The 25,253-nt window shown below is 58.1% G+C and carries 22 protein-coding genes and 2 pseudogenes; 4 read left to right on the top strand and 20 right to left on the bottom strand.

All coding sequences use genetic code 11. The features are described 5' to 3' along the window. Positions 1-663: 663 nt before the first annotated feature. Genes QO002_RS27045 through QO002_RS27080 form a run of 8 tightly spaced genes read right to left on the bottom strand, consistent with a single transcriptional unit; the run spans position 664 to position 9,301 of the window. Positions 664-1,365 (bottom strand): LrgB family protein, encoded by a 702-nt coding sequence (locus tag QO002_RS27045; RefSeq protein ID WP_307235789.1) that lies wholly within the window; start codon positions 1,363-1,365, stop codon positions 664-666. Then, on the bottom strand, positions 1,358-1,732 hold the full coding sequence (locus QO002_RS27050; protein ID WP_307235791.1) for a CidA/LrgA family protein: 375 nt from the start codon (positions 1,730-1,732) through the stop codon (positions 1,358-1,360). Before QO002_RS27050 ends, QO002_RS27045 begins: the two co-directional genes overlap by 8 nt. Further along, positions 1,729-2,760 (bottom strand): aldo/keto reductase, encoded by a 1,032-nt coding sequence (locus QO002_RS27055; protein WP_307235793.1) that lies wholly within the window; start codon positions 2,758-2,760, stop codon positions 1,729-1,731. Before QO002_RS27055 ends, QO002_RS27050 begins: the two co-directional genes overlap by 4 nt. A 10-nt stretch (positions 2,761-2,770) precedes the next feature. Next, the gene (locus tag QO002_RS27060) at positions 2,771-3,799 is read right to left on the bottom strand and encodes a Gfo/Idh/MocA family protein (protein ID WP_307235795.1); all 1,029 of its coding nucleotides are present in this window, start codon (positions 3,797-3,799) and stop codon (positions 2,771-2,773) included. Then, a complete protein-coding gene (locus QO002_RS27065; RefSeq protein WP_307235799.1) occupies positions 3,796-5,736 on the bottom strand; it encodes a D-apionate lactonase family protein in 1,941 nt (646 codons plus the stop codon). Before QO002_RS27065 ends, QO002_RS27060 begins: the two co-directional genes overlap by 4 nt. Further along, positions 5,733-6,740, bottom strand: a complete 1,008-nt coding sequence (locus QO002_RS27070) for an ABC transporter permease (protein WP_307235800.1) — start codon at positions 6,738-6,740, stop codon at positions 5,733-5,735. The genes QO002_RS27065 and QO002_RS27070 overlap by 4 nt, the downstream gene beginning before the upstream one ends. A 21-nt stretch (positions 6,741-6,761) precedes the next feature. Further along, positions 6,762-8,330 (bottom strand): sugar ABC transporter ATP-binding protein, encoded by a 1,569-nt coding sequence (locus QO002_RS27075; RefSeq protein ID WP_307235803.1) that lies wholly within the window; start codon positions 8,328-8,330, stop codon positions 6,762-6,764. After that, the gene (locus QO002_RS27080) at positions 8,330-9,301 is read right to left on the bottom strand and encodes a substrate-binding domain-containing protein (RefSeq protein ID WP_307235805.1); all 972 of its coding nucleotides are present in this window, start codon (positions 9,299-9,301) and stop codon (positions 8,330-8,332) included. Before QO002_RS27080 ends, QO002_RS27075 begins: the two co-directional genes overlap by 1 nt. Positions 9,302-9,554: 253 nt before the next feature. On the opposite strand from QO002_RS27080, the gene QO002_RS27085 reads away from it, so the two are divergent. Together QO002_RS27085 and QO002_RS27090 are read left to right on the top strand one after the other, a co-directional pair. Then, on the top strand, positions 9,555-10,352 hold the full coding sequence (locus QO002_RS27085; RefSeq protein WP_307235807.1) for an SDR family NAD(P)-dependent oxidoreductase: 798 nt from the start codon (positions 9,555-9,557) through the stop codon (positions 10,350-10,352). Positions 10,353-10,414: 62 nt separating this feature from the next. After that, positions 10,415-11,275 carry a sulfurtransferase gene (locus tag QO002_RS27090; RefSeq protein WP_307235809.1) on the top strand — a complete coding sequence of 287 codons (861 nt, stop codon included), beginning with the start codon at positions 10,415-10,417 and terminating at the stop codon, positions 11,273-11,275. Positions 11,276-11,777: 502 nt separating this feature from the next. On the opposite strand, the gene QO002_RS27095 is transcribed toward QO002_RS27090, so the two are convergent. The 9 genes and pseudogenes from QO002_RS27095 to QO002_RS27140 form a co-directional block, all read right to left on the bottom strand. Then, positions 11,778-13,115, bottom strand: a complete 1,338-nt coding sequence (locus tag QO002_RS27095) for an LLM class flavin-dependent oxidoreductase (protein WP_307235811.1) — start codon at positions 13,113-13,115, stop codon at positions 11,778-11,780. Between the two features lie 11 nt (positions 13,116-13,126). After that, positions 13,127-13,855, bottom strand: a complete 729-nt coding sequence (locus QO002_RS27100) for an ABC transporter ATP-binding protein (protein ID WP_307235813.1) — start codon at positions 13,853-13,855, stop codon at positions 13,127-13,129. Next, the gene (locus QO002_RS27105) at positions 13,852-14,721 is read right to left on the bottom strand and encodes an ABC transporter permease (protein WP_307235815.1); all 870 of its coding nucleotides are present in this window, start codon (positions 14,719-14,721) and stop codon (positions 13,852-13,854) included. The genes QO002_RS27100 and QO002_RS27105 overlap by 4 nt, the downstream gene beginning before the upstream one ends. A gap of 26 nt (positions 14,722-14,747) precedes the next feature. Next, positions 14,748-15,731 (bottom strand): ABC transporter substrate-binding protein, encoded by a 984-nt coding sequence (locus QO002_RS27110; RefSeq protein ID WP_307235817.1) that lies wholly within the window; start codon positions 15,729-15,731, stop codon positions 14,748-14,750. Positions 15,732-16,009: 278 nt separating this feature from the next. Beyond that, on the bottom strand, positions 16,010-16,423 hold the full coding sequence (locus QO002_RS27115; RefSeq protein WP_307235819.1) for a hypothetical protein: 414 nt from the start codon (positions 16,421-16,423) through the stop codon (positions 16,010-16,012). 878 nt (positions 16,424-17,301) lie between these two features. Continuing rightward, positions 17,302-18,885, bottom strand: a complete 1,584-nt coding sequence (gene tnpC / locus QO002_RS27120) for an IS66 family transposase (RefSeq protein WP_307235821.1) — start codon at positions 18,883-18,885, stop codon at positions 17,302-17,304. A gap of 52 nt (positions 18,886-18,937) precedes the next feature. Beyond that, a pseudogene (gene tnpB, locus QO002_RS27125) lies at positions 18,938-19,283 on the bottom strand (IS66 family insertion sequence element accessory protein TnpB). Further along, positions 19,264-19,710: an IS66-like element accessory protein TnpA gene (tnpA, locus tag QO002_RS27135; protein WP_307235827.1), complete on the bottom strand. Its 447-nt coding sequence runs from the start codon at positions 19,708-19,710 to the stop codon at positions 19,264-19,266. Before tnpA ends, tnpB begins: the two are co-directional and overlap by 20 nt. A gap of 281 nt (positions 19,711-19,991) precedes the next feature. After that, positions 19,992-20,176, bottom strand: a pseudogene (locus QO002_RS27140) (NADP-dependent oxidoreductase); the annotation flags it as partial. Between the two features lie 837 nt (positions 20,177-21,013). Between QO002_RS27140 and QO002_RS27145 the strand changes: the two are divergent. Continuing rightward, on the top strand, positions 21,014-21,316 hold the full coding sequence (locus tag QO002_RS27145) for a DUF982 domain-containing protein (RefSeq protein ID WP_307235829.1): 303 nt from the start codon (positions 21,014-21,016) through the stop codon (positions 21,314-21,316). A 353-nt stretch (positions 21,317-21,669) separates the two neighbouring features. Continuing rightward, positions 21,670-21,972: a hypothetical protein gene (locus QO002_RS27150; RefSeq protein WP_307235831.1), complete on the top strand. Its 303-nt coding sequence runs from the start codon at positions 21,670-21,672 to the stop codon at positions 21,970-21,972. A gap of 130 nt (positions 21,973-22,102) precedes the next feature. Here QO002_RS27150 and QO002_RS27155 read toward each other — a convergent pair whose 3' ends face one another. The 3 genes from QO002_RS27155 to QO002_RS27165 all read right to left on the bottom strand — a co-directional run bounded on the left by QO002_RS27155 (position 22,103) and on the right by QO002_RS27165 (position 25,126). Then, positions 22,103-22,474 carry a response regulator gene (locus QO002_RS27155; protein WP_307235833.1) on the bottom strand — a complete coding sequence of 124 codons (372 nt, stop codon included), beginning with the start codon at positions 22,472-22,474 and terminating at the stop codon, positions 22,103-22,105. A 169-nt stretch (positions 22,475-22,643) separates the two neighbouring features. After that, positions 22,644-23,687, bottom strand: a complete 1,044-nt coding sequence (locus tag QO002_RS27160) for a sensor histidine kinase (protein ID WP_307235835.1) — start codon at positions 23,685-23,687, stop codon at positions 22,644-22,646. Next, positions 23,684-25,126 carry a DUF7125 family protein gene (locus tag QO002_RS27165; protein ID WP_307235838.1) on the bottom strand — a complete coding sequence of 481 codons (1,443 nt, stop codon included), beginning with the start codon at positions 25,124-25,126 and terminating at the stop codon, positions 23,684-23,686. Before QO002_RS27165 ends, QO002_RS27160 begins: the two co-directional genes overlap by 4 nt. Between the last annotated feature and the right edge of the window lie 127 nt (positions 25,127-25,253).

The raw sequence follows: 25,253 nt of genomic DNA on the forward strand, positions 1-25,253 counted from the left end.
CAACATCTGGCGGGGGTCGTAAGCGACTGACCCCGGCAAAACGACGGCTTGACTGCGGTCGGTGCGGGACTGACCCTGGTTGCCGATTTGTTCACTCTAGGACGGCCGAATGCCCGGTAGTCGAGTCTACGCGGATTTGACTATCGCAAGAACTGGCCTGCCAACGTTGATGTTCGCTTGCGAAATGGAGCGCGGACGAAGGGCCGGTTCGCGACGTGGGCGCATCAACTTACCGTCGAAGAAAGGTTGTTTTTTGCAGATTTTTCCGTACCTTAGAAAAAAATGCGTAAGACTAATTATGGAACTTTTGGCTTATGTTCGATAGGCTCACTCGAATGCTAATACTCTCGGACACCGGCGGCGGCGCAACCTAAAATTCTAGCAAAGGAACAGATTGCTGGAGATGCGGTAGTGATTTATCGCAGCCGTAGCAGCGGATGCCCAGCGTTCGCTATCTATCTGGACATCGCCGTCCTATCTCCAGCGGTGGATTCGTTTTTTCGCCTCTACCTGCGAAAAAGCGACCTTCGATACTTCCGGGCTTTCAAATCAGTTGCGCGAGCGTGCAACATTGCGTGGATAGAGAAAGGATGCGAATTGGCCGCCATGCATTTAACGCCAGGCGCCGCACTTCGGCCCTTAGATTGCGTAGCCGATGACGCATCAGGATGAAATAGCCGTTGCCAAGGCTAGCCCATAAAGGATGGCAGTCATGAGAGCGCTCAATAGCATGCCGCAGCTGGCAAGCGAGACATGATCCGGTGAGACTGCCAGCGTTCGGGCAATCCCCATGGCATGCGAAGAAAGACCGAGCGAGAAGGCGCGCTCCTCCGGGCCGCTCTCCGGGACAACGTTTTTCCAGAGCGCGCTCGAAATGAACGAGCCTCCGACGCCGTTACACATGACGCAGAGTATAGCGAGATTGTCCCACCCGCCCGTAAGGCGAGACAGAGGGAGCGCGACTGCGAGCGTCGTCATCTTGGGTCCCATGCTTGCGATGTCCGGCTGGTCAAGGCCGAACAGCCAGCCTAGCGCGACGGCGGCGAGAATACCTGTAACTGTTGATACCAGCGTCGATAGAAGCATCGCCCGCGCGTTTGCGTGGATGAGCATCCTTTGCTGCCAGAGCGGCAGGGCTAACGCCACGGTCGCCAGACCAATCAGGAATGTCAAAGGCCGGACATAGGCGAGATAGTCGCTTGGAGCTAGGCCAACGCCCGGCAGAAGAATGCAGAGCACAATGATGGCGAAGAAAAGCGGATTTCGGAGCGAGGAGATGCGGAGTTTCTCCGTCAAACGTCGACTGATCAGCCAGATCAGGAACGTCGCCGTCAGCCAGACCAGTGTTGGAATGATGTCATCCATGCTTGTTCTTGAAAATGCGGAAAACTTGGACGCCAACGAGAAGTGAAAAGACTAGCGAGACGAAGACCGTCACCAGAATTTTCAGGATAACCATCGCACCGACATCATGCAGGGTAAGAAACCCAGCACCCAATGGATAAAGGAACAACGGGAAGTGGCGCAGAAGTGTCTGTGCGGCCGGTTCGGTAACGCTTACCAGCGGTGGCGCCAGGCAAAAGCCTAGGAAAAGCAGCGCCAGCCCAATAAGCGCGGCCGGCACCGGGAGGTTAAAACCTGCCGCAAGCCCCTCGCCCGCCGCCCATGCCGCGAAAATAACGGCAAGGGCACCGATCCAGCGCCCGGCCGCCCGAAACCGATCAAGGTTCATGCGTGCTCCGGCAGCGGGATTTCGGGATGGACCAGACCTTCAGCGCGCAAATCAGACCAGAAGCCGGCCGGAATGACGGCTGAAAAGTGGGCTACATTCGCTTCGATTTCAGCGGGTTTGACCGCTCCGAAGACGACAGAGGCGACCACCGACGATGCCAAGGGAAATTGAAGTGCCGCGGCCGGAAGAGAAACGCCATGCGCGTGAGCGACGGCCGTTAGTTTCCTGACCCGCTCGATGATCGAATCCGAGGCAGCACCATACTCGTATTTCGCACCTTCGACGGGCCCCGTCGCCAGGATACCAGAGCTGAACACGCCGCCGACAACAAGGCTCGCACCCCGTTTTCCGGCGCGGGCGACCTCGTCAAAATAGATGTCATGCTCCAGCAGCGTGTAGCGCGAGGCAATAAGGAAGACATCGAGATCAAAGCGATCAAGAAAGCGGTCGATCATGCCCCGCTCGTTCACACCGGCACCGATGGCCTTGATCTCCCCGCTCCGCTTCAATTCTTCCAGCGCGCGATAGCCACCTTTTTCCAGATCGCCAAGGCGGGCGTTCAACTCTTCTTTGCTGCGGAAATAGCCGCTGTCGAGGTCATGGATGTAGAGCCCATCCATCTGGTTGACTCCGAGACGCTGCAGGCTGTCCTCATAAGAACGCATGATGGCGTCGTAGGTAAAGACGTGATGATGCTCGAAGGGCAGCGCTCCGGCCCAGTTTACGGACTTGAAGGAGTCACGGTCGCGCGGTGCCTTCAGCAGCCGACCAACCTTGGTCGTGAGAACATAGGAACCACGCTCCTTTTCATAGAGCGCGCGCCCCGTTCGATGTTCGGCTTGGCCAAGACCATACCAGGGCGCGGTATCGTACAGGCGGAGGCCAGAGTTCCAGGCCGCTTCGAAGGTTGCGCGGGCAGTCGGTTCGTCGATTGCTTCATAAACGCCACCGAGCGGGCAGGTTCCAAGCCCCAGAACGGGAATATGAAGGTCGGTTTGGCCAACGCGCCTGGATGTATCGGGCTGCATGATTTGTGTCCTAGAGAGTTCTGGCGTCGACGACGCGGCCCGTTTCTGCGGACCGATAGGCCGCTTCCGCCAGGGCATAGGTTTTGAGGCTGTCTTCGGCGGAGGTCTCGAAATCACCCCCGTGGCGAAGCGTGTCTATGAAGTGCTGCTGAGTACGCGGCACGCTATCCTGGATCTGTGTCCATGGCGAAGATGTCCAGCTGCGACTATCGTTTTGGATTATCTCGCGTCTCTGCTGACCGTCCGAATGGACCTGCAGGACCTCGCCTTCCAGGATCTGGATCGTGCCAAACCGCCCCTCGATTTCACCGAGCGTCTGGGGAAAAGGGTTTGGAAATCGGTGAGAGGCGTAGCTGACATCGACGATCGAGGTCGCGTGATTGTGGTGGCGCAGAAGGATTGTTGCCGCGTCCTCGCCGGCCAGCCCTTCCTTGACCGACTGGGCAAAGCACGAAACGTCGCCGGCATCACCGAACAGGAAGCGTGCAAGATCCAGCATGTGGATGCCTACATCCATGATTATGAAGCGCTTGGTTTGCAGGAGATAGGGTTGGTTCGAATAGACATCAATAGCGTTGCGCCAGGAAAGGCGGCCGAAGGTCACGTCGCCAATTTCCCCGCTGTCCAGAATTCCACGGATGCGCTGAAAGATCTTCTGAAACCGGAAGTTCTCGTGCACCATCACCGGCACTTTCGCTTCCGCTGCATTGGCGACGATGCGACGGCACGTATCGATATCAGGCGCAAACGGCTTCTGAACGATGACCGGCACGCGATGCCTTACCGCCAGTGCAACCAGTTCCTCGTGCGTCTCCATCGTGGTGCAGATATCGACAAAGTCGAAGGCGCCGGACGACAGGATTTCCGCGGTATCGTGCCAGGCGGGAATGGAAAATTCAGCGGCATAGCTGCGTGCCCGCTCTGCATCGCGATCACAGACCGCAACGATTTCGGCTCCGGCCGTTTCCGACCACGCGTGAAGCTGGTTACGAGCGAAGAAGCCGCAGCCGATGAGCAATCCCTTGAGGGGTTTAGTCATTGGGTCTTTCCATAATCGAGATGAAGAACGCCGTAAGCCCCCATGTGAACAGCGTCGGCAAAAGGCTGTGGTGTGTGGAATGCGCCGCGGTCAAGCGCTGCGACTTCGAAACTTTCCTCGTCCATCAAGTAGCCCGTGACTTTGGTTTTGCCGGAGAGAGCGATGGCAACGGGCTCAGCCGAAAGATTGGCGAAGAGAGCTTTCCTGTAGCCATCTTTTTCCCACGTTACGTGCGCCAGATGGCCGTCGATGCCGGCTGACACCACCTTCCCTCCTGCGGCCTCGGAGATCCAGCGCGCGACGTGATAGAGCGGATAGATCGCGCCATCTGGCCTGTGGTCCCAGTCCTCGCGCGCAAAGGACTGACGCGATGACACTAGCCCAAACGGACCTGTTGGCGCGCCGAAAGCGAAGCGATCGATGCCCCAAGGGGCAATCTGCGCGAGATAGCCCACATGCCAGGCCGCTGCGAAAAGGCCACGCTGGCGCGGATCCTGCGCTGCCATGCCAGCACGCTCGTCCGGCCGGTTATCGACTGGCGCGGGACCGTAAGGGCTGAGTCGCGCACCGATGCCGACTGGCCCGACGGCCAGTGGCAGGCCATTCGCAAGCCGCCCGGCGGAATGAAGGATATGCGGCAGCGACTGCAATGTCTCGACAACCGATGCATCATCGGCTGCATGCACGACTGGGGTCGTCGCGAAGGTGAGGTATTGGGCTCGTTCCGGGTTCGGGCGCTTGCGGTTGAACTCTGTGAAGAAGGCTGGCGTGCCACCGCCGCGTCTGCTTTCCGGAAACGTAGCATCAAGCGCGGTTGCAAGCTGTTCTTCAGTCAGGTGCGGTGGGCGTGGCTCTCCTGGCTGGAAGGACTGTTCGTCGATCTTGGCAAAGGCCGCAATGTCCGAGACGGCAATACCTGCGTCCTTGAAGGTCTGCGCAAGCCTCTCCAGCTCTGAGCCGGCCGCAGCAGGATCGTCGCCGCTGAGAATGACCTGCACGTCGAGTGAAGCACCTGTCCGTCGCAGCAGTTCTTTGAGGTCGGCAGCCGCCGCGACCGTATCACCGCGCGCCGCGTCGTAGCGAAGCAGAAGGCGGGCCGGCCTCAGCTCAACCAGTGCATCGGCAAATCGAAGCGCATCCCGCGCGTCGTCCAAATAATCGAGTGGAAGCGCATAATCCGGCAGCAGCTGGCCTTCGAAAGCCGGCACGGAAACGGGGGTGGCCACAGCAGCGTTCATGCCAGCGTCTGCGATTGCGACGGTGACCGACTGCCGCGCCGGGACTGCGGGATTAAGCAGATACGGATAGGGCAATCCGATGGGGCGGCTGTAGGTCTTGAACGAGGCGTCAGACCAGTTGCGGTGATCCTCCATCTCAAAGATGTCTCCTGCAAAGCGCGCAGAAACGCGCAGCCCCGCATGTGGCCAATGCGCAATCGCCTGGATATCCAGGACCGGCTGGCCGGGGCTGATCTCCAGCGGGATGTTTAGCTTTCTTACAAGGCCGGATGCATGCTCGACCTCAATCTGCGTGCCGGCAAAACCGAGCAGAGGATGCAGGATGACAAAACCAGTCCTGTTGGTACTGAACGCTGCATCCGCGCGGATGTCAGCAGCTGCCTCGAGATGGCCTTCGGCGCGCGCCGTGAAGCTGATCTTCGCCAGAACGCCTTCTCCGGCCTCACCAAAATAAGCGTCGTAGCGCACATGAAGACCAGCGTCCTGCTCGTCGAAGTGCAAATCCGAGATAACCGGCAGCGGCGTGCCCCAGCCGGGCGTGCGCACGAGGAAACTGATACCGCGGAGAATTTCCACGCCGTTCCAGCGTATCCACCGCAACGCTCCCGCATCGAATGTCGCTTCGAGCGCACCGGCCTTGAGAACCCGCTTTGCCGGTTCCTCTCTGGCCGTGCCAGTCAGGATGATGGAGGGCTTCATCGGGATTGCCTTTTCACGAAACTGTCGAAAGCGACGGCAGCGACGATAATCAGACCGACCAAGATTTGCTGCACGTAGGGGGAGACGTTGAGGATGACCAGACCGTTGAGAAGGACGCCGGTCAGCAAGGCGCCGATGACAGTGCCGAAGATGGAACCGGTGCCACCCTGCAGGCTCGTTCCGCCGATCACGACAGCGGCGATCGCCGTCAGTTCGTAACCCGAACCCGCTACCGCCTCTGCCGAATTCAGCCGGGACGCGAGCACGAAGCCGCCAAGGCCCGAGCAGAAGCCGATAACGGCGTAGACGGCAGTCGTCACACGCGCCGTATTGATGCCGGAAAGCCGCGCCGCATCCGGGTTTGATCCCACCGCATAGACCGCGCGACCAAAGCGGGTCTGCGTCAGCACGAAATGCGCGAGCAGCGCCACGACGAGAAAGATGATGACGGGAACCGGGACCGGTCCAATCATGCCGCGCCCCCACCAGCCGAATGCCTCGTCAAAACCGGAAATCGGCCCGCCATTGCCGATGGTGAGTGCAACCCCGCGAAACACCGTCATCCCACCCAGGGTGACGACGAAGGCCGGGACGGAGAGGCGCGCGACCGCAAGCCCTTGCAGATATCCGGCAAGCGTTCCCGCCGCGATCGCCGCGATGGCAGCACAAGGCCATGCGAAGCCAGAGCCATCAGCACTGGGCAGGAACCGCCCCTCAACGCCACCCTTAGCGACAACGGCCGCCACGAGCCCGGCCATTGCTACGATCGAACCGACCGACAGGTCTATCCCGCGCGCCAGGATGACGAAGGTCATGCCCACGGCAATAATGCCGTAGATCGACACTTGCCTCAGGATGTTGAACAGATTGAGGGGCATGAGAAAGCGCGGCTGAAGAGCGGCAAAGAGTAACACCAGCCCCAAAAGGAAGATGAGCGGTGCGATCCTGCCGAGAATGGCAAACGTCTGCGCGCGGTGCGTCATGGCAAGGGAGATGCTAGACATTGAAATTTCCTTGGAGGTTACTCAGCCGTGCCGGGTCATCTTTGTCATCAGCTCTTCCGCCGAGGCCGATGCGCCGGCGGTCTCGAAGACGGAGCGGCCTTCGCGCAGAACGACGATCCGGTCCGCAAGCGCCATCAGCTCCGGCAGATCAGAGGAGATGACAAGGACGGCAACACCTTGCCCGGCGATATCGCGCAGGAGCGCATGAACGTCCTCTTTTGCACCGACATCGATGCCGCGCGTCGGCTCGTCGACGATCAGCACCTTTGGCTGGCGCGCAATCCACCGGGACAGGATGACCTTTTGCTGGTTTCCGCCGGAAAGCGTTGCGATAGGAGCAGTGAGCGAGCTTGCGCGGATGCCAAGCCGCTCAACGTAACCGCGGAAGAGATCCCTTTCTGCTGCCCGGTCGTTGAGCCAGCGATACCGGGGAGGACTGGCACCCGCGAGGGCGAAATTCTCGACCACGGCACGCTGCGGCAGGATCGCCTGCCCCTTTCGATCTTCCGGCACAAGGCCGATACCGGCGCGAATAGCCTCTGTCGTGGAAGACGGCGAGAACCGTTGCCCGCCCAGATGGATTTGGCCCGCCCCAATCGGATCAATGCCGAAAATCATCCGGGCTGTCTCAGACCGTCCCGCACCAACAATGCCGGCAAGGCCGACAATCTCGCACGCACGCAGGTCGAAACTGACATCCGTTACGCGAGCCGGGGCGCGTCCCAATGCCTGCGCCGCCAGATTGCGTACCTCAAGAACGACCTCACCCAGCGCAGCCGACTGCCGCCTGCCACCGATCTGGATGTCGCGACCAGCCATCGCACGGATCAACTGCGCATTGCTGACAGCGGCGACATCGCCCTCTTCAACCATTCGTCCGTCCCGCAGAACGGTATAACTCTTGCAGAAAGCTCTGATTTCATCGAGCCGATGGCTCACATAGAGTATTGCGACACCTTCGCGCGACAAGTGCCCGATGATCTCGCCAAGATGGCCGACCTCTTCCGGAGAAAGCGAAGCCGTCGGCTCATCCATGATGACCAGTTGCGACTTTCTGGTCAGCGCGCGGGCAATTTCGACCATCTGCTGCTGCGCGATCGAAAGGCTGGCAACAGGCTGGCGCACATCGAGTGAGGATATGCCGAGTTGGGAGAGCGCATCACGCGATGCCTGCCGGACACGCGTCCAGTCAACCGTTCCAAAACGTGTAACCGGCAGGTGGCCGGCAAAGATTGCCTCGGCAACGGATAAATCGGGAAAGAGTGAAAGCTCCTGGCGGATGACACTGATGCCGGCCTTGTCGGCAGCACGTGGCTCATCAAAAACGGCAGCGGCGCCATTGACCTCTATCGTCCCGGAATCTGCAGGAAAGACGCCTGACAAAAGGTTGATGACGGTGGATTTTCCAGCGCCGTTTTCGCCAAGTAAAGCGCGCACCTCGCCTGCCCTTAGAGACAACGAGATACCGTCGAGGACCGTTACCCCGAAAAAGCGTTTGACGAGATTGACCGCGACCACAAAAGGTACGGGGCGCTCAGCGCGCCCCGACGTCTCGACGTCCACGGAATCCGGACGTGGGTGTATCGTCATCAGTTGATGAGCCCTACGCGCTCAGCCTGCTCAAGATTTGCAGGTGTAATGGCGACAGGGGCAACCAGAACGTTGTTGGTGTCCGGCTTCTTGCCTTCGCGAATAAAGTCGACGATCGTGCGGATGGCAACGCGGCCCTGCTGTCCCGGGAACTGATCTACAGTGCCCGCGAGGCTACCGTCCTTTACGCTCTTCAGGGCATCTTCCGAACCGTCATAACCGTAAATCTTGATCTTGCCCTTCAAACCACGGGCTTCAACGGCCTGTGCCGCACCCAGCGCCATGTCGTCATTGCCAGCGACGATGACATCCGGAACCTCGGAGAGGCCGGTCAGGATGTTCTCCGTGACAGCCAGTCCCTTGTCCCGAGAGAAGTTTGCTGTCTGCTCGGAGACGAACGTGTACTTGCCACCGGCTGCATCAAGCACCTTGTGAACACCGCCACTACGGTCATTGGCAGTCTTGTCGCCCGGAATGCCCTGCAGGTTGACGACCTTGGCACCCTTAGGGAAATCCTTCACGACCGCCTCGCCCTGGGATTCGGCGCCCTTGAAGTTGTCGGCGGCGACGTTGGCGAGGACTTCCGGAACACCATTGACGGGGCGATCCACGGTGACAACCGTAATGCCTGCTGCGATTGCTTCCTTGACGACGGGCGCAAGCGCATCGGCTTCCACCGGCGCCAGAATGATGCCGTCGACACCCTGCACGATGGCTGCCTCAAGATCAGCGATCTGCTTAGGCGCAGACAACTGAGCGTCCGCCTTCACGATGGTGACCCCACCAATCTTCTTCGCTTCATCTTCCAGCTGGTCGGTCAGGAAGACGAAATGCGTGAAGGCGAAGGTCAGCGGCGAAACGAATACCGTCACTTCGGCATCCTTGCCTTTGGGCTCTGCATGAAGCGACGAAACGCTGGCGGCGAATAACGCGAGGCCAGAGGCGACGGTCAGGATTGACTTGCGAAACATGTGTTGGGCTTCCTTGTTTTGATGCCGAGAGGCTAGCGAGACAGTCCGCCCATTCCAAAGCCGAAATCACCAAATTCAGTGACAAAGCAGGAATTTAAATATGATTATTCGCGTGCGATTAGTAAAATTAATCTACTCTCTTTATAGGCATAGTGTATTTTTGGGCCGCGCTTCGCCTTTTCCAATTATATCAGAAACTTACAACCGGGCGGCTCATATCGCCGGCAGCCGACGAGGTCTTTGAAAGGAACGCATGTCCCAATATCTCTCTTCTCTCTTTTCGCTTGCAGGCAAAACGGCGCTGATAGCGGGCGGAGCTGGTGCCATTGGCTCGGCGATTTCCGAAGCCTTCGCCAAGGCGGGCGCGCGCGTGATTGTTCATGACCTGTCAAACGAGCGCCTTGCGGGCTTGCAAGCCCGTTTCGAGGCCGAAAACCTGCTTTTCGATGGTATTCAGGTCGATCTCGACTCTGCGGTTGCCTGCAACAATCTTGTCGAGAAGGCACTGCAGGTGACGGGGCGGATCGATATTCTCGTCAATCTGCAGGGCATCAACCGCCGCAAACCGATCGTAGACGTAACCCAGGACGATTTTGACATCATTACATCGGTCAACTTCCGAAGCGTCTACTTTCTGTCACGGGCCGTGCAGCCCGTCATGAAGGCGCAGGGCGGTGGCAAAATCCTACATTTCAGCTCGTTGTCGGCAAACATCTCCTTCGACACCATCTCGGTCTATGCGGCCACAAAAGCTGCGGTCACATCCTTGACCCGATCGATGGCGCACGAATGGGCCGGCGACAATATTCAGGTCAACGCCATCGAGCCAGGTTTTGTCCAGACCGAATTCACGCGCCCGCTCTGGGATGATGAATACCGCAGCCGTTGGTTTGCCGACTACATTCCCGCCGGACGCCTCGCCGTACCGGAAGACTTGATCACAACGTCGCTCAGCCTCGTGGCACCGGCTTCGTGCTACATTACCGGCCGAAGCGTCGTGGTAGACGGCGGTGTGCTTTCCGGAGACTCTTGGGTTGAGAAGCAAGACTGACCGGCCGTCTATGCCTGACCGGCTCCCCTCCCCACGCACAAGACTTGCAGAGAAAGACCGCTATGACCAACTGGCTCATTCAAACCGAAGAACTCTCCACTCTCCTGGAAAACAGGCCCGGCAATGTCGTCGTCCTGGATTGCTCCTGGTATCTGCCCGAAGCCGGCAAACACGCCAGGGATGACTTCTTTGCGGGTCACATTCCCGGCGCACGCTTCATCGACCTTGGCGACATATCGGATCCGAACTCTCCCTATGTAAACATGTTACCCGCTGCAGATCTCTTCGCGGCTCAGGTGGGTCTGCTTGGGATCGGCAATGAGACGGAGGTCATCGTCTACGATGCAGGCTACGTTTCTTGCCGCCTTTGGTGGATGTTCCGTACTTTCGGCCACGACCGCGTCCGCATTCTGAATGGTGGCTGGCGGAAATGGAAGGCGGAAGGCCGACCGGTCGAAACCGGCGAAAGCCGGCCGATCGAAGCGCGTTCTTTCAGCGCCCGCCTGGCTGTCGGCAAAGTCGCGACCGTTGATGAGGTACACGCTGCCGTCGACACGGGCGGTACGACAATTGTGGATGCACGAACAGCAGCGCGTTTCAACGGGCTAGAAGGCTCCGGCTATCCCGGTGTCGCTTCCGGCTACATGCCGAGCGCGACCAACACGCCCTGGGCCCGTTTCTTCGATCCCGACAGGAACTTCGAATTCGTAACGCCCGAAAAAGCCCGCACCATCTTCGAGGAAGCGAACGCCGACATTTCCGGCGATGTCATCACCACCTGCGGCTCTGGCGTTACAGCCTGCATCCTGGGCTTCATGATCGAGCAATTAGGTAATCCGGATTGGCGTCTTTACGACGGCTCCTGGCATGAGTGGGGTCAACGCGAAGACTTACCGAAGCTCATCAAACAATCGGGGTATTGAAGACAACCGAACCACAGATCCGCGAATTCGTCGTCGTGTCGTGTCGGTGCGGCATAACGACCAATTATGGAACCCGCGGAGGCTGTGTTTGAGGATGGGCGCCTCCAAGATCAATCACTGGACAGGTTTGGCTTCGTCTAACTAGTCCAGGCAAGCCACTTAGCGAGGCCAAAACCTGCCGTCGAATATTAACTTTTAGTTAACTAAGTCGGCGCAACTTTCTTCACAACGCAGCCACGCCATTTGCAATTGCTGCGTCGATCGGCGGTCTACCTCCCAGGCTGCGGTTGTTATTAGACGGCCTGTCCTTCTCATTCGGCAGGCCGTTTTTTTGTTTGCTAAACCACTCCTCCCCAATAAGGGGATAGCTCCCGCGCGCTCCTTGAAGGGTTACTTGCCGAAATTCGCAGCTATGAACCCGTTGGAGAGTTTACCTTTGAATGTCTTGGTCATCCGAACAAGGCGGCGGATACATTCGCCGGAATTTAAATCGCCGAAATCCTCAAGCGGACTGAGCGAATGTTTTGGCGTCCGCGACGGGAGACAGTCCGAAATGATCCCGTAGTGTGGTGCCTTGATATTCGTTCCGGAATAGCCCTCGCTTCTGAAGGATAGGTACCACCTCCTGGGCGAATAGCTCCAGTTGGCTGTTGATGATCGGCGGCATGATGTTGAAACCGTCCGCAGCACCCGACGCGAACCAGTCTTCCACGATATCGGCAATTTCCTCCGGGGTGCCCGCGACCGCAAAATGCCCTCGCGCGCCTGCGAGCTTCCGCAAAAGCTGTCTGAGCGATAATCCCTCTCGCAGTGTCATGTCCACGTAGCCGATCACTCTGCTTTTCGACGCCTCGACCTGGTTAGGATCAGGAAAATCATCCCGCGTTAGTGGACGATCAAGCGGAAGTCCTGTGAAGTCGTGCCCCCCAAATCTGGCAGACAAACGCGCCAGCCCGACATCGGTGCTCGTGAGGGCGTCGAGCTCTTCCCAGACCAGCTCGGCTTCACGTTTTGTCGATCCGATTGCTGCGCTGATACCTGGCAGAACCACGATGTCCTCCGGTCGACGCCCATAAGCCACGCTGCGGTTCTTGATGTCGGAATAGAACGTCTGCGCGGACTCCTTTGTCATATGCGCGGTGAAGATCGCCTCGGCCCGCCGTGCAGCAAAGGATCGTCCGGCATCGGACTGGCCTGCCTGGATATAAACAGGCCGTCCTTGGGGACTGCCAGGCACATTCAGTGGACCCTTGGTGCGGTAGTGCTGACCCTCGAAATTCACGGGGCGAACCCGGTCGGTGTCCAGATATTGGCCGCCCTCGCGGTCATCCAGAACGGCGTCAGCCGGAAAGCTTCGCCAAAGCGCATCGACGGCCTCGACGAATTCTTCGGCGAGCTTGTAGCGGTCTCCATGTTCGATGTTCTGCTGCAAGCCGTAGTTTGCACCGGCTTCAGCCGCCCACGATGTGACGATGTTCCAGCCCGCCCTACCGCCTGACAGGTGATCGAGCGTCGCGAACTGCCGTGCCAGGGTGTACGGCAGACTGTATGTCGTGGACGCCGTTCCGATCAGTCCGATTTTTTGAGTTTTCGCAGACAGAAGCGACAGAAGGACGATCGGCTCGAGCGAGCCGGATGCCGCCAATCCGCTGCTGTTGGGAGCAACAAGCGTGTCTGCGAGAAAGACGGCATCGAATTTCGCGGCTTCCGCGATCTGAGCCGCCTCGACGTATAAGTCGATGTCGGTGAGCGGCTTGTGGTTGGATGCCGGATGTCGCCATGCGCCTTCATGGTGGCCGCGTGACATCAAGAACAGATTGAGGTGCAACTGTCGCGACATGACGGTTCCTTTCAAACAGCATCCGCCTCGATGCCAAGACTTTTTAACAGCTTAGCGCGGAGGGCTGAGATTTCACTTTGGTGACTGCGCCGCGGGTGCGGCAGAGAGACAAGATGATCCTCGGCGATCCCACCGTCTTTCAGCACCAGGATGCGGTCCGAAAGCAAAAGTGCCTCATCGACATCGTGCGTAACCAAAATGATTGTGGGCCGGCGGCGCTCAACGAGTTTCAACAGAAGGTTCTGCATGCGCAGCCGCGTTAGGGCATCCAGTGCCCCGAAAGGCTCGTCGGCGAGCAACAGCTCTGGTTCACGAAGAAGAGATCGTGCCAGAGATGCACGCTGCTTTTGTCCACCGGACAATGTTGATGGCCAGACGTCCACCTTCTCGGCGAGACCGACCAGGCCCAACATATTCACTGCCGCCGATCTCGCATCTGGCCGACGCAGACCAAGAGTTACATTGTCGATCACATTCTTCCAGGGCAGAAGCCGCGAATCCTGAAACAGAACCGATGTGCTGTCCGGCTTCGTGAAGCTGCCTTGTGTCTCGGCGTCGTCGTCCAGTCCAGCGAGCGCGCGCAACAGCGTTGTTTTACCGGACCCCGACTCGCCAAGCAGTGCGACAAACTGGCCGTGCGGTATTTCGAGCGAAATCCGGTCGAGGACCATCGTTCCCTTAAAGCTGCGGGACAAGTCCCGCAAAACGACCGAAGGCGAATAGGGGCGATAAACGTTCATGATCCGAGCGCCCTCCGATATGAAAGCGCCCGTGTCTCGATTGCCCTGACGATGGCATCCGACACAAGACCGAGCACGGCGTAGATGATGATACCCACCACGATAATCTCAGTCTGACCCCAGTCCCGTGCCCGGTTCATCAGGTAGCCAATCCCTGTCTGGGTATTGATAAGCTCAAGGACGACGAGTGCGGTCCAGCACAAGGCCACAGCAAGCCTCAGCGCGACGAAGAACCCGGGCAGTGCTCCTGGCAACGCAACGTGGCGCACGAATTCGCTGCGGGTCAGCCCAAGCGTTCTAGCCAGTTCGACGTGACCGATGTCGATGCTTCGGAGCGCAGCATGCGTGTTGATGTATACAGGGACCAGGACCGCCGTGAAAATCAGAAAGATCTTCATCGCTTCGCCGATCCCGAGCCAGATGATCACCAGCGGGATGAGAGCGAGCGTGGGGACAGCCCTTTTGACTTGAACTAGACCGTCGATGAGCGCCTCGCCGCTTCTAGTCAAACCTGCGAGTAACGCGAGCACGACGCCGACGACTATCCCAAGGAAAAGTCCTGCATAGGCGCGCCCTGCTGATGCGAGCAGATGAGGCAAGAGGCTGCCATCCGCAAACATCTCGTATCCGGTTTTCAACGCAGTCGACGGTGCCGCCAGCGTTGCGGGCGACAGGTACCCGAGGCGCGACGCAGCCTCCCAAGCAAGAAGTACCAACACGGGTCCAAGCAATCTGACGCCTGCCGGAAGCCGCTTCGGTGTAAGACGGGTTTCCTTGCTGGCCCGCACGGGTTCCGGCGTCCTGACAGCCCTGTCCCAATGTTTGGCAGACGACCTTATGAAGTCCTGATTTGTCGCGTCCGTCATATCAGCTCCTGAAGTAGGTCTGGAGGTTACCTGGCGTCCAGAACGACCTGATCGAAATCACTCACGAATGATTGTTTCGCGTCGAACTGCTCCTTGATCGAGCCAGCCTTGTAGAGAATATCGATGAGCTTTTGATGATGCGGGATCGCCTCGATAGAGGTCTGGAACACCAGAGGCGACTGTCCCTCGAGAATAGCTGCCGTGTCCTCGGGCGACACGCGCTGGAAGTCGGTGTAGTAAAACTTCGACCAGGCGGCCTCGTTATCGTTGCTCCATTTCCCGGCGCGAACAAATGCTCCAAGGAAGGCCTTGATCGCTTCAGCCTTCTGTGGATCAGCGAGCACCTCTGGCCGTGCGTAGAAGTATGAGGTGCTCGGCAAAAGCTTCCGCTCCTCCGGATCGAGGACGGGGGACGCGCCGACCTGCTTGACCAGTCGGGTCACATGCGGTTCTTGAAGCACCGCGACATCTACCGCACTTGCCCGGATAGCATCGGGTAGATCGGCGACGCGCAGCTTGACAAGCTCGACGTCATTCAACGTCAGTCCAGCACGGTTCAATGCCTCGATCAGGAAAACCTGCCGCCCTGATCCCTCAATGTAGCTCACCTTCTTGCCCTTGAGCTCGGAAAGCTTGTTGATGGTCAATCCGGGGCGCGTGGTGAGACGATATTGCGCGACGTCGCGCGTAAACGTGCCGACGATCGGAAGCAGTGTACCAGCCGCGCGTGCTTGGATCGGCGGCGTGTCGCCGACATAAGCAATATCGAGAGCCCCTGCTCTGATCGCTTCATAGATCGCTGGTCCGCCAGCGAAATTTGGAAACTCAATTTGGAAGGTCAGCTTCTCGCGTTCACCACTTGCCTCCAGCAGATTGCGAACAAATTCGCTCTGGTCGGCGACGATCAGCTTGGTGTTCGGGTCGACCGCCTCGGCGGCGATGGCCATATGCACTGTCGTCGCGAAGAAGCCGATTGACGCAAGTAAGTGGAAGAAAATTCTACGTTTCATGTCATCAGCCCATTTGATTTCCGCATTTCTGCCAAAACCATATAAGTTGCGAAATTAAATTTCAATGTCTATAATCGCTATAGAAAACATTTAGGTTGGCGTGCTCGAAACTGCGGAATTGACAGTAGATTATTTCCTCAGCGATGGGCGGCTCGGATACCAAGTTCCAAATTCGATCGTCGAAGCGCCACACGCCCCTGAGATTTCCGTTTCCATTAAAAGGTCTGCCAACTACGCGTCGCCTTTACGCGATTGCCTTTCTCCGCCCCCGCAATTGTTCAAGGTTGCGCGAAAGACCAGGACGAAGGCGCGACGGAATGACCGTACGGCGGGAATGCTCCTGCCGGTCCGCTAATAATATCGTTTAGCGATTCATATCCATCATCGGGGGAAGACAACGCCGTCAAAGAGCTTCCGCGCCGTCCGCACAGTTCCGGCCCCTTGATGTCTCCCTCATCATCGAGATCGAGGAACACCTCCATGTTACCGGTGGGGTGCTCGATGATGTAGCGGCCATCAGCCGGAGGGCGGGCGAGGATGGCAGCGGGACTCCCGGCAAGTCTCGTCGCCGTCGCAACGGTGATAGCGGCCAGCACGCCGATCGAGGCATGCACGAGATGCGGAATGAAGCTGCCGCCCGAGACCTTATTGAACAGGAATTGGCGATGGATGAGGTTGTGAGGGCTGGACATGGGTGACCATTGTTGTTCCCAGCATTTTGAGCGGCCCAGGCACCCGGAAACCGAGCCGGCGGCCGTCAAATCCCGCAGCAAAATCGGCCCGCGCGTCCGCAGGATTTCGCGCCTCTCGTTTTGTCGCACGGAATTGTATAAAAAACCATCACCGAGCGTTTCTTCTCAGTCCTGATACTTCTATTGAGGTTCGATTTGTACGGCAGGTGAAGAAGGACTGTGTCTCACGGTCGAGATACGTCTATTAAGGCTATTGTTGCAGCCGAGGTTTTTCGCCGATCCAAGGGCTGGAATGGATACCCCCCGTGGATACTGGGCCTAACCTCAAGAACACCCGATCGAGTCCCTCTGAACCTCCGAGGGCGGCAAGCCGGCATCGCAAGCCGACAGCCTCAGCAAGGGTTACCTCCATCGCCAAAAGGCTAAATTGAATGTTCTCGCGTCATTGGCTCTACTCGCCATTGTCGCGGTCCCCGAACTTGTCCCCACTGTATCGGGAAAGCACCATCGCGATCCGTGAGCGAAAGGCCCTTTAGTTGGCTCCCGCCGAGCTATCCAGGGGGTCTTTCGTTTGATCGCGTCCTGCAATCTTTACGCCCGAGGCAATAAGGCAGAGCTATCTCAATGTTCTGTGATATCTCTATCCCGCCATCAGCCGTTCAAGAGCACTGATGCTTGAGAGATGCGTGCGCTCTCGCTCCACTGGAGACGAAAAGCATGCTGGACACACCATCCCCGCGCGACAAGCCCACTGTCGGAGTTTCTATCTGTACCCAGGGAGGGATTTGGATCGCGTCGATTGTTTGTAAGCGCAATTTTCGATGCACCTTGACGGCTGCTGCAGCGCTGAACCGCAATCACACCGCGCATATCCAGCTCTATTGCGCCGCGGTGGTCGTGGCGTAATTGAACGGCAGCAGGTCGTCGATTTTGGCCGCTTCGTCCCGCTGCGGCAACTCAGTGAGCACATGGCGCAGCCAGGTGAGTGGGTCGACGCCACAGGCGCGGCAAGTCAGCATCAGACTGTAGATCACGGCGCTGGCCCTGGCTCCGTCAGCGGTGTCGCTGAACAGCCACGATTTTCTTCCGGTCGCAAAAACTCTGATGTCGCGTTCCAGAATGTTGTTATCGATCGGCATCCTGCCGTCGCTGATGTAGCGCGTCAGATAATCCCATTGGTTTAGGGTGTAGGACACGGCATCGCCGAGCTTGGTATCCGGCACGACCTTAGGCGCGATATTGTCGAGCCACGACTTGAGTGCGTTTAGGACAGGCAAGCTGTGCTGGTGCCGGAAGCGACGAATGCAGTCTGCTTTCGTCTCGCCGGCATCCGGGGTCTTATCTTTTGCCTGCTTTTCGATCCGGTAGAGCTGCTCGAAGAACCGGAGTGCCTGTTCCGGCGGCCCGCCTCCGTTCTTCCTGGTTTTGAGGGCCTCGACAAAGCGCCGCCTGGAATGGGCCATGCATCCGATATGTGTCGCGCCGTCCAATGTGCGCCAGGCTATGTAGCCATCAGTCATGAGTATGCCGCGGTATTTGCCAAGGAAGGTCTGTGGGTGAATCTGACCGCGGCCGGGCTGGTAGTCGAGAAGCACGATCGGCTCCTCACTATTCTCGCCGCTGCGATAGGCCCACATATACGACGTGCTGGTGGCTTCCTTGTCCTTTTCCTTCAGCACTTGAACTGTCGTCTCATCGCCATGAATGAGAGGCTGCGACTGAAGCCGCAATCTCAGCGCATCGTAGATGCGATGCAAATGCCTCTCGCTCGAGCCGATCACCCAGTGCGCGAGAGCGCCCCGGCTGATCGGAACGCCTGCCCGTTCGAATGTTTGCGCCACGCGGTAGAGCGGCGTGCCGTCGACGTATTTGTGAACGAGTGCGAAGGCCAGCGTCGAGGCGGTGGCAATGCTGCCCGGCAATGGTTGCGGCGGCATCGGTGCGATCACGACAGGCGTGTTGATGCCGGTGCGGTCGCAATGGCGGCAGGCGTATTTGAACCGCACATTCTGCAGGACCTTTGCCTTGACCTCGATATGGAGCTGTTCGGTAACGGCCTCGCCCATGCGATGCATTTGACTGTCACAGCAAGGGCAAGCTTTCTGATCGTCGGGAAGGTCATATTCGACACGCTCGCGCGGCAGGTCTTCCGGCAAGGGTCTGCGTCCACGCTTCTTTCCCGCCGCGCCATCGAACACCGGCAGGCCTGTATCCGGCAGATCGACGACATGACCGTCGTCACGATCGCCTGCAGCCTCTTCGGCCTCGTTGAAGATGCGATCGATGTGCTTTTCGCTGCGGGGTGCAAAGCGATGCAGCCTTGCGAGCGCCAGTTCTTCTTCCAGCTTGACGACCCGCCGTGACAGCGCTTCCTTCTCCGCTTTGAGCGCAGCGATTTCGGCGGCACTTGCCGCCAATTGCGCCATCAGCTCTGCAACATCAGGTTCGCCGGTTTGGGTCATCCCAGTCTTGAATCTGAGCCGCGTCGCCGCGTCAACCGATCAATACGCTACCTCAGCCGGCGATCTGATATTGCCGCACGGGATGGCGCACCATCGCATCAATATCGATCCCGTCGAGAATCCAGTGCAGTTGCTCGGTCGTCAGTGTAACCACCGGCACCTCTCGGCGCGGCCATCGGAACTTGTCTTCCGTCAACCGCTTCAGGATCAGCACAAAGCCCGAGCGATCGAAGAACAGAAACTTTACCCGGTCACGCCGACGATTGCAGAAGGCAAGGAGCAAACGGGTCCAGCGCCATCGTCTCCTGGACCAGGACCGCGAGGCTGTTGATGCCCGCGCGGAAATCAATCGGTTCGCGATGCAGGTAGACCTTGAGATCAGCGCCCAGTCTGAACATGACCCAACGCTCCGATTATCGCCGTCAATCCGCTGAGATCATTGCACTCCAGCGTCAGTCTCACACCATTGGGCAGTGACGCGCTCACCTTCGCTGGAGAGGTCAGCGGGCCGCCCCTCTCCGCCGTCGACAATCGCTCTTCGCGATCCGCGGCAGGCATCTCGATGTCGATCTTGTTGCTCGAAGCCGTGATCTGGACTGGAATAAACGCAGATGCCGAAGACGGCGATAACGGATGTGCCTGGGTGTGTTTCCTGATCCACTTCCAAACGAGGTTCGCGTTGACCCCGTGTTCTCGCGCAAGTTTCGATACCGATGCGCCGGGTTCAAGGCAGGCCGCAACGAGGCGATCTTTCGATCCTTGATCGAAGCGGCGTCTTCCATTTCGACCAACCAGCCGCACGGCGAGTTTTTGACCTTCATCCATAACTTGGTGTCCACCTCTTTTTGGTGGACACCTAATGCCAAAGCTCACCCAACTTCAGAAGGTGCGGTGAAATTCGCGCTTACGATTGTTTCCCTCGGAGTTTGCGAGCATCACGGATTTCGCACCGAGCAACAGGCCAGACTGTACGCAGCGCATCGCGCCGAAGTTTTGCGCGGGTAGTTGAACGGGGCGGGCCGGGAAAAGCTTAAACCCGGGTCGCAGTTGCCCGCTCCCGATCTGCGCGCGGTATCTCAGTGAAGGGTGATCCCACGTTGCTTTCCTGCAAAAGCATTGAGAAGCGGAAAACCGCGTCCCAGACTTTACCGCCGACATTCTCAAAATTGACGTCGATGCCCTGAGGGCAGGCCTTGGCGAGTTCATTCTTCCGATCGGGGCTGCGGTGGTCTATGGCTGCGCCAAAGCCAAGTTCGTCCTGCAGGAACGCGCCCTTTTCCGCCCCGACGGCGCGCCGTCAGTCGGGCGATCTACCCAACGACCGAACCGACCGCGCCGCTGGCCGTTTGCGACGACGAAGCGCTGATCCGATGGACTGACCGCGAGGGCGCGCCATTCCTCCCGATGCCTTGACGAAATCAACGCGCACTTCGTCTCGCTAAGCTTGGCCCAGGCGGTACGATCTGCTTTGAGCGATGCCGCACCGGTTGCGCTCAAAACCACTGTCAGGCCGTTGCTGCATCCCCGCCCTCGGCCAAACGCGACTTTGGTGGCGTAATCCCGCATCCCGACCTTCGCCAACCGCACCTAAAGGACGTCGTAACGTCGTTAGACACGTGTCATAGGCCATCACGACGCTACGCGGCACGCGGTATCAATCGGGCGAATACGAATAAACTTCCTTTGGCAACGCTAGTGGCGCATAGTGCGTTGTCGCTGCCATTTCACGGGTACTAGCGCTTGGGAGATTATAGTGCTTTCACCCGAATTGGAGTGAAATGCCATGTCCCTTTACGGAGATTCCATCGGCGAAGAATCGCTCGTGATGATGAGACGTCTTCACATCGAAGAATGCGCACGTCGCGAGATTGACCCCAATGGGGGGCAGGGCCAGGATTTAGCTCTAGTCGTCATGCACGCATTTCGAAGTGGAATGACGGATGAGAAGGAACTCGTCGTATTCGTTCGAAACTTGACCGACGAGGTCATTTAAAATTGGGCACCTCCGTGCTGAGTACGGGGTTATGAGGCGCGTCATATAAGGTGCTACGCACGAGCGTCGTTTTTGTTTCCCGTGCGAGTTATTTTTCGTCGAACGCGCCAGGTCGCGTATGCAAGGAGAATTCCGATGATGGCCGATGTAAGCTTTTCAGTTCCGCTTCAAGTGAGCTTCGCAAACGGGCTGACCCGCACTTTCGAGAGCCTGCACGACACCTCAGACTTTTTGGAAAGAGAATGGCCGCTGCGGCACGGCGACCGCTACAAGCGTGCGTGCGAAAAATGCCGCGCTGCTCTTTTGCGACAGGCCTCTGTCACTGTAGCTCGCGAGGCATTTATCGCCGCGTGCGTAGAGGCCGGGTTGGCTGTTCAAGTACTGCCGGCGGCATGGCGCCGTTCCGCATCGCCTTCACCGCCGCGTATTGGTACTTAATGGCAAGGCTGCTCCTTGATATGTAGCAAGGCCTCGTCGGCTTCGGGGCGTAGGGGCCTTGCCATGAAAAGGGTTTCGTCCATTTGCACGACGGTGTTCACGGGCAAACTCTGCACTGTCAGACGCAACCTTTGAGCGCGGTGATCCGCGCCTACTCATCCATTTCGGCCGTCGAACACCCCTGGCCCGACCGCCAGTTCGGTTTGCCACGTTGTTTTTCAACCCTCTACCATCGTGACGATTTCTTACCCAGGACCACGTCGGCTGGAGTTTTGATTGACCACCGATGATCAAGATCGTAGACCCAACTCTGAGCCGCACGTCCGGGCTTGCTCAATTCAAAGGTACAAACTATGGACGTCAAATATCCGAACGCCCGAGCGCACCTGTTCGATGCTGTCCGAGCCCTTTCCACTTCGCCTGACAGTATTCAAGTCAGGTTGGCTGACGCGACCGAAAGTTTACTGGCTGTGACACTCGATGAGTTCGCGAGTGACACTGAATTGACGATCAAGTTTGCGAGAATTCTCGACCTGATTGCCGTCGATCGCGACGACGCCTCAGCAATTGCAATTGAGACGGCTGCATATTTAACCGATGTGGAAGCCGGCGTGCTTGCTGCCCTGATCTTCGACCTTCTCTACGAAGTCGCCTGAGGCGGCGGGTCTTCTTGAAGTTTCCCCCGCCCTTAGTCCTCATCAAAGGTCGGAACCAGACGGCTTGCGAAGGATCGCCCTGCTATTCACGCGTCCGAAAGGGGGGGCTGGCTTGCCCGGGATGGCACCGCTAGCTTGTCGCCGCCATTGCCGTGATTGTGCTGACAATCTGGGAATGGTTGTACGGCTTGCTGAAAAATCGACCTTCGACTGGCAGCGCTTGATCGTTCAAATAATGATGACCTGAGGTGACGATGATTTTGACGGGCGGCCACCTGTCGCGCACTGCTGAGGCAAGCTTCAGACCGTCCATGCTACCCGGCATATCGATATCGGTAAACATGACCTGGATTTCAGGATGCGCATTCAAAATGTCGATCGCTTCATCCGCATTGGAGGCCTCAAACACCCTGAATCCCTCGTCCTCGAGCGACATCACGATTGCCATTCGGACGAGTAACTCATCCTCGACGACAAGAACCACGGTCCCGCTGTATGCCATCCCTCACCACCCATTGCTTCTGCCGGACATTTCTTCTTTTAGAGGCGCGAGAAGGAGTAACCCTTGGACGGGATGAATGATCCATCGCGGATCAGGTAAAACTTCATCGATGACCGTCGTCCAACAGTACTGCCCTTAAATTCTATCCGGAGCGCCGCGCGCAAAGCTATCAATCCCGCGGCGTCAACCGCGACAACGGGCCGCCCACCCTGCAGCGAAAGCCAGTAGGCGCAAAGACGATTTCGGGAGCACTACCAAACAGCGATCCGAGTGCCGAGCGTACGTATCGGCTGCCATAGCCGTAACGGGTCGGCTCTCGTACCGTTGGTCCCCCAACCTCGCACCATTCGAGTGAAAGGAAAGGCTCACCGAGTTTTCCAAGATCCCAAGCGATGGTGACGTTTCCTGCAGGGACGGAAAGAGCGCCATATTTGATGGCGTTGGTTATGAGCTCGTGCAGACACAGTGCGATCGTTGTGCCGGCTTCGCGGCTGACGACGATCTCCGCACCCCTAACGTCGATGCGGCTGGCGCCGCTGCGGTTATAAGGCGATACTGTCAGGCCCACGACGGCATATAGAGATACCTCCTCTCCCCCGGCCTCGACGACGGCGGTATGGACGTTGGAGAGCGCCTGAAGCCGCCCTGTGAACTCGGTGTCCAGGTCTTCCAGCGATGTGGCTCCGCGTTTCGTCATCTGAAAAATCGACGTCACGCTCGCCAGAATGTTCTTCACCCGGTGATTGAGCTCGAGCCGCAGTTCTTTTTCTCGCTCGATGGAATCCCGAACCTGCCGTTGGCGCAGCCGCACGATGAGGTTTGATTGAATCGCATTGACAAGCTCCAGCGCCGCAATGGGGCGCATATGAAACATCAGCCGTGACCCCGGCCAGGAGGACTGCAACTGGGTGCGAATTCTGGCAATCGGAGCGGCGCGTTCCAGCAAGACAATGACGGGCACTTCTGACCAGTCGGCCTGCTTTGCCAGGTGCTCGGCAATTTTTGCGACGACATCCGGTTTGAGCGCTTCGTGCGTGATGACGATAACGCCCGGAGCCAGATCGAGGTGCTGGATCAGATCGTCATCGGCCTTCGCCGCACGAACCTCAACCTCCTGTTCACGGAGGAAAGCGGCGATGTAGTCAGCATCCTTGCGAAACGGGGCAAGGATGAGCACCCAGTCTAGCTCGCTTTCGACCGGAACTTCGTTCATTTCGGATCGGGCAAAGGATTATAGGCGACAACGCTGACGCTCCCACTTTCAATCAGCAATTCGCGAACATTGAGGTCGTGCGGGCCATGGCGCTTCTTCACGACGGTGATGTTTCGCCGCAAGCGCCCTTCGTGCTCCATGATCCGGAGCAGAAGCACCGTGTCTCCGAGGAAGCTGACATCGACATCGATGCCGACGTTCTGGCCAAGCAACCCGTGCTGGGCAACGATCAGCATGGTGAGCACACCGGAGCGGGCGAGGTATTTCAGCAGCGACTGGATATCGCGGACGGCTTTGTCCCGATGTGGTAGGGAGTTGAGGTAGCCTGTGAGACTATCAATCACGACAACGCGCGACTTGCTCTGCGTCACTGCGTCCTGGACGATCTGGCCGAACTCACCTGGCGAGATTTCGTTGGGATTGAAATCGCGCAGGATCAGCTTGCCGTCCTTGTGGAACTGGCGCAGTTCCATACCCAATCCCTCCGAGCGGCGAAAGAACGTTTCCAATCGCTCTTCAAACAAAAACAACGCGACATTTTCGCCGCGCTCAAGTGCTGCCGTCGCGTAGAGCGATGACATCGTCGATTTGCCTGTGCCAGACTGCCCGATGACCAGTGTCGTGGTGCCGGCCTCCTGACCCCCACCGAACATTTCGTCGAGCTCGGCAACGCCGGACTTGATCATGTGTGGTTTAGCGGTGTCGGAGGCGGTACTCGGCATGATGCGCGGGAAAACGACGACGCCCAACCCTTCCCGAATGGCCATATCGTGATAGCCGTCGGCGATCGGCACCCCGCGCATCTTGGAGATCTCGATCCGGCGGCGGATGCCGCCATATTCTTCTAGCGACTTGTCGAAACGAATGACGCCGTGAGCGAGGCCCTCGACTTCCTCGCCGCTGCGCTCGACGCCAGCAGTCTGCGTGTCGAGTAAAAGCGCCACAACGTTCTGTTTGGCAAGGAATGACTTGAATCCAATCAGTTCGCGGCGGAAGCGAGGAGAGTCGCCCGTGATCAGGCGAATTTCAAGAAGGGAGTCGTAGACGAGACGCCGGGGTTTGTGTTCCTCGATGGCGGCTTCGATCGCCTTTCGGGTCTCATCCAGGCGAAGGTCCGAAGTCATGAAGATGCTCTGATCATCAGGCTCGTTGACTGTTCCGGAGGTCGAAAGCTCTTCGACACGGATGCCGTCGAGCGTCCAGCCGTGGGATACTGCGATCGCCTCCAGTTCCGCAGCTGTCTGTGAAAGTGTGACGTAAATACAGCTTTCACCCGCCTCAACACCAGCACGTAAGAACTGCAGCGCCGCCGTCGTTTTGCCCGATCCCGGAGCGCCCTGCAGCATATACAGGTTGGACGCTGGAAGCCCGCCCCGCAAAATTTCGTCAAGTCCTGCAATTCCCGTGCTGACCACGGAAGGCTTTTTCAGTTTGGGCATCTTCACCTTCTGATTCGAGGCGCAAAAAACGTTGAGGTAAGTTGGGTGCATCTTCTGGAAAGAGACGCGCGTAATGATGTATCCCCCAATATCAAAACATCAACACACTGACTGCAAATCAAATTGG

Origin of the sequence: Pararhizobium capsulatum DSM 1112, assembly GCF_030814475.1 — a bacterium.
Taxonomy (GTDB): Bacteria; Pseudomonadota; Alphaproteobacteria; order Rhizobiales; family Rhizobiaceae; genus Pararhizobium; species Pararhizobium capsulatum.